Annotated in this window: 14 protein-coding genes and 5 tRNA genes; 1 reads left to right on the top strand and 18 read right to left on the bottom strand. The window is 42.9% G+C overall.

What is annotated here, in order from left to right:
* Positions 1-139: 139 nt before the first annotated feature.
* The 12 genes from rplL to H6614_02560 all read right to left on the bottom strand — a co-directional run bounded on the left by rplL (position 140) and on the right by H6614_02560 (position 6,668).
* Positions 140-520, bottom strand: a complete 381-nt coding sequence (gene rplL / locus H6614_02615; protein ID MCB9242545.1) for a 50S ribosomal protein L7/L12 — start codon at positions 518-520, stop codon at positions 140-142.
* Positions 521-557: 37 nt separating this feature from the next.
* Complete coding sequence (locus tag H6614_02610) at positions 558-1,151, bottom strand: 50S ribosomal protein L10 (protein ID MCB9242544.1); 594 nt, start codon at positions 1,149-1,151, stop codon at positions 558-560.
* 65 nt (positions 1,152-1,216) lie between these two features.
* A complete protein-coding gene (locus tag H6614_02605; protein MCB9242543.1) occupies positions 1,217-1,921 on the bottom strand; it encodes a 50S ribosomal protein L1 in 705 nt (234 codons plus the stop codon).
* A 39-nt stretch (positions 1,922-1,960) separates the two neighbouring features.
* Positions 1,961-2,386 carry a 50S ribosomal protein L11 gene (gene rplK, locus H6614_02600; GenBank protein MCB9242542.1) on the bottom strand — a complete coding sequence of 142 codons (426 nt, stop codon included), beginning with the start codon at positions 2,384-2,386 and terminating at the stop codon, positions 1,961-1,963.
* 24 nt (positions 2,387-2,410) lie between these two features.
* A complete protein-coding gene (nusG, locus tag H6614_02595; GenBank protein MCB9242541.1) occupies positions 2,411-2,971 on the bottom strand; it encodes a transcription termination/antitermination factor NusG in 561 nt (186 codons plus the stop codon).
* A 428-nt stretch (positions 2,972-3,399) separates the two neighbouring features.
* A complete protein-coding gene (gene secE, locus H6614_02590; protein ID MCB9242540.1) occupies positions 3,400-3,582 on the bottom strand; it encodes a preprotein translocase subunit SecE in 183 nt (60 codons plus the stop codon).
* Between the two features lie 40 nt (positions 3,583-3,622).
* Positions 3,623-3,695, bottom strand: a tRNA-Trp gene (locus H6614_02585).
* Between the two features lie 17 nt (positions 3,696-3,712).
* A tRNA-Thr gene (locus H6614_02580) sits at positions 3,713-3,785 on the bottom strand.
* Between the two features lie 53 nt (positions 3,786-3,838).
* Positions 3,839-3,911: transfer RNA gene (locus H6614_02575), tRNA-Gly, on the bottom strand.
* Between the two features lie 32 nt (positions 3,912-3,943).
* Positions 3,944-4,026, bottom strand: a tRNA-Tyr gene (locus H6614_02570).
* Positions 4,027-4,175: 149 nt separating this feature from the next.
* Positions 4,176-5,657, bottom strand: a complete 1,482-nt coding sequence (locus H6614_02565) for a hypothetical protein (GenBank protein ID MCB9242539.1) — start codon at positions 5,655-5,657, stop codon at positions 4,176-4,178.
* A 75-nt stretch (positions 5,658-5,732) separates the two neighbouring features.
* On the bottom strand, positions 5,733-6,668 hold the full coding sequence (locus tag H6614_02560; GenBank protein ID MCB9242538.1) for a LysE family transporter: 936 nt from the start codon (positions 6,666-6,668) through the stop codon (positions 5,733-5,735).
* 126 nt (positions 6,669-6,794) lie between these two features.
* Here H6614_02560 and H6614_02555 point away from each other — a divergent pair, with 126 nt between their 5' ends.
* Complete coding sequence (locus H6614_02555; protein MCB9242537.1) at positions 6,795-7,043, top strand: hypothetical protein; 249 nt, start codon at positions 6,795-6,797, stop codon at positions 7,041-7,043.
* 117 nt (positions 7,044-7,160) lie between these two features.
* On the opposite strand, the gene H6614_02550 is transcribed toward H6614_02555, so the two are convergent.
* The 6 genes from H6614_02550 to infB all read right to left on the bottom strand — a co-directional run bounded on the left by H6614_02550 (position 7,161) and on the right by infB (position 13,212).
* The gene (locus tag H6614_02550) at positions 7,161-8,558 is read right to left on the bottom strand and encodes a sigma-54-dependent Fis family transcriptional regulator (protein ID MCB9242536.1); all 1,398 of its coding nucleotides are present in this window, start codon (positions 8,556-8,558) and stop codon (positions 7,161-7,163) included.
* A gap of 376 nt (positions 8,559-8,934) precedes the next feature.
* Complete coding sequence (locus tag H6614_02545; GenBank protein ID MCB9242535.1) at positions 8,935-9,177, bottom strand: GIY-YIG nuclease family protein; 243 nt, start codon at positions 9,175-9,177, stop codon at positions 8,935-8,937.
* Between the two features lie 28 nt (positions 9,178-9,205).
* Positions 9,206-9,292, bottom strand: a tRNA-Ser gene (locus tag H6614_02540).
* Between the two features lie 94 nt (positions 9,293-9,386).
* Positions 9,387-10,061, bottom strand: a complete 675-nt coding sequence (gene truB, locus H6614_02535; GenBank protein ID MCB9242534.1) for a tRNA pseudouridine(55) synthase TruB — start codon at positions 10,059-10,061, stop codon at positions 9,387-9,389.
* Positions 10,062-10,113: 52 nt separating this feature from the next.
* On the bottom strand, positions 10,114-10,467 hold the full coding sequence (rbfA, locus tag H6614_02530; protein MCB9242533.1) for a 30S ribosome-binding factor RbfA: 354 nt from the start codon (positions 10,465-10,467) through the stop codon (positions 10,114-10,116).
* 18 nt (positions 10,468-10,485) lie between these two features.
* On the bottom strand, positions 10,486-13,212 hold the full coding sequence (infB, locus tag H6614_02525) for a translation initiation factor IF-2 (GenBank protein MCB9242532.1): 2,727 nt from the start codon (positions 13,210-13,212) through the stop codon (positions 10,486-10,488).
* Between the last annotated feature and the right edge of the window lie 56 nt (positions 13,213-13,268).

Here is a 13,268-nt window from a genome sequence, read left to right as displayed (position 1 = left end):
TTCGCTTGTTGGCATGTTTATTCCTCCGATGAAATTAATGAACAATCCCGTTCCCGGTTTTCCGGGACGGGACTATTCATATTATAAAAAGAAATAAATTCAATTTGGATGTTTTGGATATATTTTCTGTTTAGGAAATTTACTTAAGTTCTACCTTTGCGCCTGCAGCTTCTAATTCAGCTTTCAGCTTCTCGGCTTCTTCCTTAGATACATTTTCCTTTACAGGTTTTGGCGCACCTTCAACTAATTGCTTAGCTTCAGTTAATCCAAGACCGGTTGCAGCCTTAACTGCTTTGATAACGTTGATCTTTTGCGCGCCTGCTTCTACGAGCTCAACGGTGAATTCCGTCTTCTCTTCTGCTGCCGCACCTGCGCCACCGTCACCTGCAGGCATCATACCACCCATCATAATAGGAGCTGCTGCTTGCACGTCAAATTTCTCTTCGAGCGCTTTTTTAAGATCCGATGCTTCCGAAAGGGTAAGCTTCGATATCGCGTCTACCAATTCTTCTACTGACATTTTTTATTCCTCTATTAAATTAATAATTTTAAAATTTTTAATTGTTTTGTTTCTTTGCAACTTCTTCGATCACACTGAATAAGTCTCGCATAGTCGAATTTATAGCGCCAACGATACCGGTTATTGGATAATTTATACAATAAATTATGCCGCCAATTAGTTCCTCTTTGGACTGTAAAGACGCTAACTGCTTTAGTTTGTCCGACCCGTAAAATTCGTTCTCGACCATCGCCATCTTAAAGACAGGCCTTTCCTTATCGTCGAAGAACTTTTTCAGGATCTTTGCGGGAGCTATCGGGTCGTCATCCGAAAATGCGATGCTTGTAGGACCTTTTAGAAACTCCGCGAACTTATCCGAAAATTCGGAATACTTATCGGACTCTTTTAAAGCGCGTAAGGCAAGCGTGTTCTTTACTACTCTGTATTTTACGTTAGCTTTGTAGAATTCGTCACGTAACTGTTCTACATCGGCTACCGTCATGCCCGTAAAATCGGTCATGTACAGCGCGCCTGCATTGTCAAACATGTCTTTCAGCTCGTTGGTCAGATCTGCTTTTTGCTGTTTATCCATTTTTACTTTGTTTGTGAAATCAGCGGTACCTGTCGGGAGCGTGAAGCGAGGTTCTGACAAGATACCATATAATTATACTGAGTGCGTAAGCTATTTAATAACCGGTTATTCACCGGCTCACTACATTAGGCAGCCTTTTTACCTGCTGTCTGCGCCGGGTCTATCTGAACTCCCGGTCCCATCGTGGTCGAAACATAAATTGACTTTACATACGTGCCTTTTGCTGCCGCAGGTTTCAGTTTTATGATCGTGCTAATGAATGTCGAAATATTCTCTGCCAGTTTGTCTTCTGCAAATGAAGCCTTTCCGACTGCTGAATGTACGATACCTGCTTTATCAACTCTAAAATCTATTTTACCTGCTTTAACTTCTTTTACTGCCTCGCCCACCTTTGGAGTTACGGTTCCGCTCTTGGGGTTAGGCATAAGACCTCTCGGTCCCAAAACTTTACCGAGCTTTCCAAGCTCTGCCATCGAATCCGGTGTCGCGATAATGACATCGATGTCCGTCCAGCCTTCTTTTATCTTATTCAGATAATCTTCGAATCCCACGTGGTCTGCACCAGCTTCTTTAGCTTCCTCATGCTTGTCTTCTTTTGCGATCACCAGCACCCTGACGCTTTTACCCGTTCCGTTTGGAAGGGATACAGTTCCTCTTACCACCTGGTCCGCGTGTTTTGGGTCCACACCGAGCTTCATCGCTACTTCGACCGATTCGTCGAACTTTGCTTTTGCGGATTTCTTTAATATAGTTACCGCTTCATCGACGGAATACATTTTTTCCGGATCGAATAATTCTTTTACAGCTTTTTGATTCTTTGTGAGTTTCATCTTATATACAGATTAAAATTTTTCTTTTTTATCTCTCAGTTATTTCTCGACTGTGATGCCCATGCTTCGCGCAGTACCTGCGATCATGTTCATTGCGTGCTCAACGTCTCTCGCGTTAAGGTCTTTCATCTTAGTCTCTGCTATCTCGCGGAGATGACCTTCGTTCACTTTTCCTACTTTAGTCTTATTAGGCTCGCCAGAACCTTTTGGAAGACCTGCGGCTCTGAGCAATAATACTGCCGCCGGAGGAGTCTTTGTAATGAATGTGAATGACTTATCGGAGAATACCGTGATAACCACAGGGATAATCAGACCCTGTTTGTCCTGTGTCCTTGCATTAAACTGCTTGCAGAACTCCATACCGTTCACACCTCTCTGACCGAGCGCCGGTCCGACCGGTGGCGCCATTGTTGCCTGTCCTGCAGGTATCTGCAGCTTAATGTAGCCGTCTATCTTTTTTGCCATGAATTATTATATAAAAGTTATGTGTTATTTTTCTTTTTCAATTTGAGTGAACTCCAGCTCTATAGGTGTCTTTCTTCCAAATATGCTCACCATGACCTTTACCTTCATCTTCTCCGTGTTTATCTCCAGCACGTTTCCGCTGAAATTGTTGAACGGTCCGCTGGTAACCTTTACCGGGTCGCCCACATTCAGGTGAAGATCTATCTTCTCGGTTTCCGACTCCTCGCTCAGCAGTGAAGCAATCCTCTTAACTTCATTCTTCTTTAGCGGGATCGGTTCGAGCTTCGTTCCCTGAACACTCTTCGAGCCAACCATGTTGATTATGGACGGCGCCTGTGAAATGAAATTCCTTATCTTGTCGTCCAGCTCTGCCTGAATGAGTATATATCCCGGCAGGAAGTTCTTATACTTTACCTTTTTCTTTCCGCCCTTCACTTCGAACACTTTTTCCAGCGGAATAAGAACGTTCTTTATCCTGTCATCGTAGCCTTCTGTCTTTATCTCGCTGTCGAGGTATGCCTTTACCTTGTTTTCGTGTCCGGAGATTATCCTGACAGCATACCATCTGTATCTCTCGTCATCTATATCGATGACGTTCTCGTCTTTTTTCTCTTTGTCCGATCCTTCGGCGGAGCCTTCCATAGATTCTTCCACTTGCTCGACTTCTTCCTTCTTTTGCTCGTCTTTCTCTTCTTCCGACTCTTCCTCTTCCTGTGAATCCTCCACCTGCTCAGTGGGAGCGGCTTCGTTTCCGGTGTCGGTGTATTCCTCTTCCATCTTTTGCTCGAGTTGTTCCTCTACGCTCTCGCTGTCGTCTCTTTCCTTGTCAATTGCCGCCTGCTCAAATACCTCTTCGTGCTCTTTTTCTTCGCGCTCTGCCTCCTGCATTTCTTCTTTCACTTCTTCCATGAGCGGGTCATTGGACTCTTCCTGTGAATCGTCCTGCTCTACTTCGTTGAGATCTTTCTCGTCAGTTGTCTCTTCGTTTTCTATGTTATCTTTTTCTTCGACCATTAGAATATCACGTTTAATATTTCACTAATTCCCTTATCTATCAGGTAAACAAAAATCGCAAACAATACCATAGTCACAAGCACTATTTTTGTCGAATCGATAAGCTCCTGCTTTTTAGGCCAGGTGACCTTTCTCATTTCTTTGTAAACGTCCGTGAAATAACCTAAGATTTTATCCTTCATATACCGGATTAAAAATTATTAAACTCTAAAACTTCTTTCGCACGGGAGGAGGGACTCGAACCCCCAACCAACGGTTTTGGAGACCGCTACTCTACCAATTGAGCTACACCCGTAAGAATTTTTTCTTTCGAGCTGATGACCGGGATTGAACCGGTGACCTCTTCCTTACCAAGGAAGTGCTCTACCAACTGAGCTACATCAGCAATTGCAATTCCTTTTTTAGAAAAAGAACTTCACTTTCAAAAAACTTTTCTCGAGCGGCGGACGGGACTCGAACCCGCAACCAACAGCTTGGAAGGCTGTGACTCTACCAATTGAGTTACCACCGCAAAAATTTTTCGCAAAAGAAAATAGTATGTCGTGGGTAGGGAAGGATTCGAACCTCCGAAGACATTTGTCGACAGATTTACAGTCTGTTGCGTTTGACCGCTTCGCTACCTACCCGAACGTACTTCACCCTGAAAAAGGGATAAGCATCAAATTACCTATATTTACGATTTAATGCAATACCAAACCAGTGCTTAATTCTTATACAGAACTGTTATTTAGCGTCCTCCAGGTGATGTGATTTGGGGTGGATCAAGGGGTCATTTTCAGAGCAATTTTGCGCTCAAAATGCTGTCCAATCTACTTCGCTGGGACTTCAAATATTCCAGTCTCTGGAGGATGGATTCCCTTTCATACCTGTCCGGGGAAATGTTGGTGAGACCAAGTTCTTCTTTTACAGGGGTATATAGGGGGATGGTCATTTCTTTGCCGTCGGAGGTCTCGATGTCCACGGTCCCGGTCTTTGTTGCGTCTATGCTAACGAATTCTCCCACTTTAAAGCCTAAATCACCCGCTTTTACTGCCAAAAGGGACCCTTTTTCACTCGATTTGGCTAAAAATGTGGAATTATTTAGTTTTTCCTCGATAGTGATGTTTAGTACCGTAGTGGCATCCGATTTCGTATCGGCTTCACCACCATATTTCTTCAGTTCATCCAATTTTTCCTGTATCTCGACCTGTATATTCTCATACTTCATCATAGATGCTGCCTTATCCGAGAGTATCATAATATTGGAATTCAGCTTTTCTCTTTGCTCGGCAATTTTAGAATCGGGGAATTCCTTGATTATGTCCAGAGCCTGCTCCATCATATTTTTGGCTTCGATGTACTTTTTCATCGAGTTAAGCTTTTTTGCAGTGGAAACGTTCTCGCTGAATTCGGATGAAGCAGAGGAGTATATTTTTCTGTAAACGTCGCTGTATGTTTTTGCGCTCCTGTCCTTATCTATTTTTTTGAGGTACCGCATCGCTCCGCGCCAGTCACTCGATGCGAGGCTGTCGGCAAGTATCCCGGAGAAGTAACTTACCTTATCCATGGCTTTATCATAATTCCGCCCGTCACGGTACTTCATGGCGAACCGCTGGTAGGCGGATAATTGCATCTCCATCTCTTTCACATCTTCAGTATTATCTTTTCTTTCTATCTCAGCAAAATCCCTGTCCTCTTTCAGAACTACGAAATAGTACGCAGCGTACGCGATCGCAACAAGTATCAGCACGACAACAAAGCCCGTTATAAAGTTATTTATCTTTCTCCGTTTAATTTCCTGGGGGACCTTTTCCCTGACGGCGGCGATGCGCGCATCATTCATCTTCCTCTCTTCATCATCAAGGAACTGTACCGCATTGGAATAGTATATCTCCGCACTACGGTAATCCCCTTTCGTAAAAGCATTCTCAGCTTCGTTCAGGAGTTTTATCTTCGTATTGATGAGTGACACCGCTTTATTGTAATAGCGCTTTGCTTTAATGCTGTCGCCGTCGCTTTCGATGATGCGTTTGGCTTCGGTGATGGCATCGGCAAACCTTCTCTCGTTGATTAGGTACTCAATATTAACATACATGTCACCGACGCTCGACTCCTGCGTGTAAACTGCCTTTTCATTGCATCCGTAAACAGCACAGCCTTTATTCTCTTTCCAGCAGTCCTTATGGTAAGGCGTTCCGCACCCGGGACAGACCACTGTCTCCGCCTCGTTCTTTATCGGGGACTGGCAGTAACCGCATATTTTCTTATCAACAACCATATTGTATCAGGTAATACCAAGCTTTTTTTAATTTTATGGAGATATAACAAATAATAAAAACGGGTGATGTAACAATCAAGATAATGCGTAGTCGAAAACTTTATAGAGAAGGAAAAAGCCCAGTCCGAAGAGTATTATACCTACGGCAATATTGATCTTATTGAGAGCCCCGGGGCTTATCTTATGGACATTTTTGGATATACTCGTCACAAGAATGTAAAACCACGCGACGGATCCCGCCCATACTCCAAGCCCGTACGCGAGACCGGAGGGGAAATCCGTACCGATTATTTTATAGCCTTTGAGGTAGCTCACTATAAGAAACCATGACGCCGGAAGAGTAATAGATGACACACACATCACACAGCCGGTAATAAAGTTAGCCCATATACGGGAATTGTCATCGGGGGAATGGTTCGCGGAGTTCATAATCTCCTCGAGCTGTTTCTCCCCTTTTTCTATGTCGCGTTTGAATTTGATAACTTCATCGTGAAGGTCCTCGTCGAGGTGCTTTTTCAGGTGTTCCTCCGAGTGTTCATAAAGCCTTTCTTTCTCACGGGCTTTCTCTGAGAGGTGCGTATGCAGGAACTTATCGAGCCTCTGCCTGTTGAGTTCGAGGACTGTGCGAGAGTGCTTTATCTGCTTTTCGAAATCCTCGGCGTTTACGTTCCTGTCGCGGACGGAAGATTCGAGCTTTGTGCGCATTATCTTAAATCCGTAATAAACGACGACAATACAGCCGACGGAAGTAAGAGCAATTTTGAAAATGTGAGTGTTGCTTTCATAGAAAGCGATGACGGAATCGGGGATCAATCCGATAATGAGGGCAAATCCGCCGTAGGATATAAGAATGTAGACCATATCCATAAACCCCGCGCCCGCGCCGATGGCAATGCCATTTTTTCTTTCGCCTTTGAACCCTTTTGCCATGATGGCAAAGTTGGTTGGTCCCATGGGGGGCATCGAAAGCAGAAATCCGGTGATCAAACCGGCTATTAACCCTATGAGCAAAACCCTCTCTTAGATTAGAAAGTATAAATTACTCATTTAACTATTGTTATGCAATTTAGGAATGGAGGGGGAAACTTCGCGTGGTTAGTTCATTGTTATAGAGTCATATAATCCTTAACTTTTTTTATGGACGCAAAGAGACTGATATTTACAGCAATACTGCTCATAGCGCTGAACTTTTCGTTTCAGCCGGCACAGAGCACGCTATTCCAGAGGGAGAGGCATTCGATAGTCCATGTGATAGACGTGAGCGACGATCCCTACATGAGCGGGTTCATCGAGTCTAATAGAAAAGCCATCCAAAGAATTTCAGTTTCGCTAACAGCAATAATTTTAGCCACGGACCTAGCTTATAGTCATTATGATACTTCATAGTCTTTTTAAAAATTAGATATTTTCAAAAGACAACGGTTTAATAAAAAATCCCGCCATTCAAAAGAACAGCGGGATTTCTTTTTCTAGTAAGACCTCCCTTAAGGTCTAACAGACTTCTTAGTTGAGTTTCTTTTTGAAATCTTTCGGATTTATACCAAGGCTGATGATCTTCTGCCTTAGGGTAACCGGGTGGTAATTAATCTCGCGGGCTGTTGCCGTGACATTACCGCGATTGAGCTTGAGGAACTTACTGATAAACTTTTTCTCGAACTGGCGGATTATCTCCTTTTTGTTCTCGTTGAAATCGTTAGTGAGCAGTATGTCACTTTCGTCGCTCTCCCCGTCCGTCATGAACATCTTATCGGGAAGCAGGTCGGCGGTTATCCTTCCTGTCTCGGATAGTATAGTAACACGCTCGGCAGTGTTTTTGAGTTCGCGGATATTTCCGGGCCACTCATAGCTGAGAAGCGCGGACTTTATCTCAGGCGAGATCTCCTTTATCTTCTTATTATTCTTCTTAGCGAACTCATTGACGAACTTAAGGAAATAAAGAATAATATCTTCCGGTCTATCCTGCAATGCAGGGAGATGGAATTCGAAGACGTTAAGTATATAATAAAGGTCTTCCCTGAACTTACCTTCTTTAATCATGTCCTGCAGGTTCTTGCTGGACGCGGCAACTATGCGAGCGTTTGTGGAAACGACCTTATCGTCACCCACTCTTGTAAACTGTTTATTCTGAAGCACGGAGACAAGCTTAAGCTGAAGCTGGGGATCGAGCTCCGAAATATTATCGAGGAATATCGTGCCGTCATCGGCTATCTCGAAGTATCCCTTATGGTCCTCGTGCGCGTCATCGAATGCTCCCTTTACGTGACCAAAGAGCTGTGACTCGAGCACCTGGCTCGGCACAGAGGAACAGCTGACAACAACGAACTGGTTATTCGCTCGCGGGCTGTTTTTGTGAATGAAGCGTCCGAGATATTCTTTGCCTGTTCCGCTCTCACCGGTGACGAGGATCGTCGAATCACTATCGCCGAGCTTTATCGCTTCGTTAAGAATTTTCTTTATATCATTATTCTCGGTGAGATATTCAAACTCCTGCTCTTCCTTTGCTACCTTTTGTCTTAAAAGAGTTACCTCTTTAACAAGAGATATTCTTTCCAGACCGCGTTTTAGCGCAAGCTCGAGCTCGTCTTTATTGACTGGTTTGGTGAGATAATCGAACGCACCGAGTTTAATTGCTTCGACCGCGTCTTTTATAGTACCGTAAGCAGTAATAAGAATTACGATAAGCGCCGGATCGATCTCAAGCGCTTTTTTTGTAAGTTCAAACCCGTTCATTTTAGGCATGCTGAAGTCGGTAAGAACTATATCGAACTTTATCTGCTTTAATCTTTCGAGAGCTTTTTCACCGTTTTCTACGACTACGGCTTCATGCCCGATGTTAGTAACGATCTGCTTAAGGATGACCCTTGAAAGCTGTTCATCGTCTACAATAAGAATTTTTGACATGTTATGATACCCTTGTTCCCGTTTAGTTAAGAATTGTGCATATAAAAAGCCCCGGAACTAACATAAGGGAGAAATATTAGCAGGGATACTAATTTATTCTAATTAAAAATAATTAGCAATACAAATCTACTATAAAAACTATAAATATTGTAAAAAAATAGCCTTAGAGCTAATAATAAAAGGTGAGTAAGCGTGAGAATTCGAAAATCTTGAGTTAAATAGCTTTAATCACTGTGGAAAAAATCTACAACAATATGCTAAATTACTCTAAATTCTTTATTGGTCAGGAATAAAAAAACCCCAATTTAGGGGTATTTAGCAGAGAGAGAGGGATTCCTCCGAAGGAGTCCCTACGGGAGAACCTTGGAGACATTGCTCATATAATTTTCTTTTCCTTAAGCCAGTTGTATCCATCAATACTTTTATAAAATAATTCTCGCTTTGATGCTTCCGATTTAGTTTTAAATTCTTCATAAAATATTATTTCAAAAGGTTTTCTTCCCTTGGTAGACCTAACCTTACCGGAATTATGGTATTTCAATCTTGTCTGAAGATCGGAGGTATGACCATAATAATATTTTCCGTCTTTTAAACTCTTTAATACATAAGAATAATACATAAAAAAACCCCAATTTAGGGGTATTTAGCAGAGAGAGAGGGATTCGAACCCCCGGAGACATTGCTGCCTCAACGGTTTTCAAGACCGCCGCTTTCAACCACTCAGCCATCTCTCTGTTTCGCAAAATCTATATTTAAGAGCAAAAATTCGCTTTCGCGAAAAGAATAATTAAATTACTAAATTAGACGCTGTTCTTCAATACAAATATTCTATTCAGAAGGCAGAACTCTAAACCTTATGTCGTTAATTTCCATATCCATTTCGCCGAGAGAAAATTCACCTACGGATGTGCGTCTTAATTCTTTTAAATAACCGCCAACACCGAGTTCAGCACCGATATCATTTGCAATACTTCTAATGTAAGTACCTTTTGAACATAAGATGCGAAACGCAAGTTCATTCTCGTTAACGCGTTTTAATTCAAACTCCGAAACAGTAACCTTTCTGGGTTCTCGATCAATCTCTTTTCCTTTGCGCGCGAGCTTGTAAAGAGGTTTGCCTTTGTGCTTGAGCGCAGAATGCATAGGCGGTATCTGCATGATCTCGCCGAGAAATTTTTTTCGAACGGCTTCCACATCTTCATCTGTTACATGAGATGCGTCAGTTAGATCATACTCCTCTGTCTCGGTATCGAAGCTCTCGGTTTTTGCTCCGATCTTTATAATGCCTTCGTACTCTTTATTATAATCGATGAAGCCGGAAATCTTTTTCGTCATTTTGCCGGTGCATATAACGAGGAGTCCCGTAGCCATCGGGTCTAGTGTTCCTGAGTGTCCCGCTTTTTTTATGCCAAGCTTTTTTTTAAGAACGTTTAATACGCCGTTGCTGGACCATTCCTTTGGCTTATCGGCAAGAATGATCACATCGCTATACGATTCATCCATTGCTGCAACATCGACACTTCCATCGTCGTCATAATTTACAACAGGGAATATTTTATTCTTTTTCGTCGTCGTCATGGATGTCGTTTAGCAACTTCTGTATCCTGTCGGCATATTCGAATGTGTCGTCGTAATAGAATTTAAGATCGGGTGTATATTTGAGCCGGATGCTTTTTCCCAGCAAATACCTGATGTGGCTTTTTCTGAGGTTCAGCTTTTCGACGCATTTCTCCGGGGGGAGGGTGTTTCCCAGGAATGTTACGTAAACTTTTGCGAGCTTTAGGTCGGGAGACATAATAACATTCGAAATAGTGACCAGCCCCATATTAAGCTCTGCCAGATCTCGTGACATTGCAGTATTCAACTTGTGCTTAATCTCTTCAGCAACTTTATCGGTTCTTATAGACATCGTATGTAAATTAAAATTTTATGCTCCGGAAGTAGTAAGCTTTCTCTTTGTCTCGATCAGTTCGTAGCCTTCGATAATATCACCAACTTTGATGTCGTTGAAATTTTCGAGACCAATACCGCACTCGTAACCGGATTCTACTTCTCTTACGTCGTCCTTGATCCTCTTTAGAGAGGCAATCGTTCCGTCAAAAATAACAAATCCGTCTCTCAAGAGCCTTACCTTTGTATTCCTGGTGATCTTTCCGTCCTGTACATAGCATCCAGCAATATTTCCGATCTTCGGAACCTTGAACACCTCCCTGACCTCGACTGTAGCAGTAACTTTTTCGGAGATCTCCGGTGCAAGCATACCTTCGAGAGCCTGTTTAACTTCTTCAAGAACGTTGTATATAATATTATAAAGTCTTACATCAACTTTATGCTTCTCGGCAAGCTTTCTCGCGTTAAGGTTTGGTCTGACGTTAAATCCGATGATAACCGCATTGGAGGCTTCGGCAAGAAGTATGTCGGATTCAGTGATCTGACCGATAGCTTTATGAATAACATTAACCTTTGTTTCGGAAGTAGTGAGCTTATGCAGTGAATCGGACAGCGCCTCAGCTGAGCCATCGGTATCAGCTTTAAGGATAATATTAAGCTCGACCTGTTTACCCTCCTGAATCTGCCTGGAGATGTCATCGAGAGTAACAAACCTAACCTGTCTGAAATCCTGCTCGCGTTTGAGCTGTTGTCTTTTTAGAGCTATTTCTTTAATATCTCTTTCAGATTCGAGAGCAACGAATGTGTCACCTGCCTGCGGGATACCATCGAAACCGAGTATCTGCACGGCATGGGAAGGACCGGCTTCCTCGATCTTATGTTCACGCTCGTCGAACATTGCCTTTACCCTGCCCGGATAAATACCGGCGATGAAATTGTCACCGATACGAAGTGTACCTTTCTGAACGAGGACGGTAGCAACAGTACCTTTTCCTTTGTCCATTTTGGCTTCGATAACAACACCGCGAGCAAGCCTATCGGGATTTGCCTTAAGTTCAAGAACCTCCGCCTCAACAAGAACTTTTTCTAGGAGTGTATCGAGGTTCTTTCCAAATTTTGCTGATATCTCAACAGACTGATATTTACCGCCCCACTCTTCAACAAGGATTCCTTTATCAGAGAGCTGTTGTTTTATTTTGTCCGGATTTGATTCCGGTTTATCAACTTTGTTTATTGCGACGACGATAGGAACATTTGCGGCGAGAGCGTGATTTATAGCCTCGACCGTCTGGGGCATAACGCTGTCATCTGCGGCAACAACAAGGATAACAATATCCGCCGCCTGACCTCCCCTGGCTCTCATCGCGGTAAACGCTTCGTGACCCGGAGTGTCGAGGAACGTAATGCTCTTTCCATTGTTAAGCTCAACGGTGTATGCACCAATGTGCTGAGTAATACCGCCGGCTTCACCGGCAACGACGTTCGTCTTTCTCACCTGGTCGAGGAGAGAGGTCTTACCGTGATCGACGTGACCCATAACAGTAACGACGGGCGAACGTTCCTTTAATTCATCATCGGAGTCATCGCTATCCTCAAGTACGTCTTCTTCATATTCGCTCTGAAACTCTATTATGTAACCAAACTCTTCAGCAAGAAGCACTATCAAGTCCTTTTCCAATCTCTGGTTAATGGATACCATCATACCGAGATCAAAACACTTCCTGATAATCTCGTTAGGCTCAATATTCATGAGATTAGCAAGTTCAGCAGTAGAAAGGAATTCCGCTACTTTAATAACATTTCTGCGTGATTCGGCAATCTCCTGAGCTTTTTGCTCCTGTTCGAGCCTCTCTTTTTTCTTTCTTCTTCTCGCGATGGTACGGGCGGATGCATTTGCATCTTCTCCAATCTTTGCGAATGTCTCACGGATAGCGTCGTCAATCTCTCTCTGGCTAATATCTTTAGCTCTATGACCTTTCGTGAACTTCTGTTTTTTCTTTCTTTCGAGGGCGTCCTCTGGCTTGAACTTTTTGTCTTTGTCCTTTTTGCCGACAACTTTTTTAAATTCTCCCGGTTTTGCAGGAGTAGATCCACCTGCCTTATCGGACGGCTTTGTTTGATCACCCCTTTGGGGATGCTTTTTCTTTGGGGGCTTTATATCTTTTATAGTAACTCTTTCAAACTTTGCTTTCTTTTTCTTATCCGGTCTGCCATCAGGTCTTTTCTGATCGCCCTTGTCCCTTGGCTTATGATCAGTTCTTTGCTGAACCGGTTTTCTCTGTTCTTCTTTTCTTTCCGGTCTTTCTTTTTCCTGTTTAGTTTCGGGAGCTTTCTTTTCCTGTTCCTTCTGTTCTTTTTTCGCCTTCTCGCGTTCCTGGTAGGCGGCTATTTCCTGTTTTTTTCTTTCCTCTTCTTTCTTTCTGTTCTCTTCTTCGAGTGCTTTTCTTACGCGCTCCTCTTCCTCACGCTTAACCTTTTCTTCTTCTTCCTGTTTAAGCTTTTCTTCAGCCTCATAAATGGCAATATCATTCCTCTGAACAAAGTCCACGACCTTTTTAAGGTGTTTATCCTGCTCCTCTATATCTTTCTTAAAATGTGAATATACCTTTGCCACGATCTCCGGCTCCAACGAGGTATTAATGGAAACGCCGTCCACCCCGATGGTGTCGAGATACTTAATAATATCCTCTTTCGACCTGTTAATCTCTTTAACAAGCGAAATCAGCTTTTTCTTTTTTGCAACCGGTGTCTTTGTATTGACCATTTAAATGAAAAATCCTTGTTTAATTCCTAATAATATAATAAAATAATAAGCAAATC

The organism is Ignavibacteriales bacterium, from assembly GCA_020635255.1.
Classification (GTDB): domain Bacteria; phylum Bacteroidota; class Ignavibacteria; order Tepidaquicellales; family Tepidaquicellaceae; genus JAEYVS01.
Note: the sequence above shows the minus strand (reverse complement) of the source record. Positions and strands in the feature narration are given on the sequence as shown.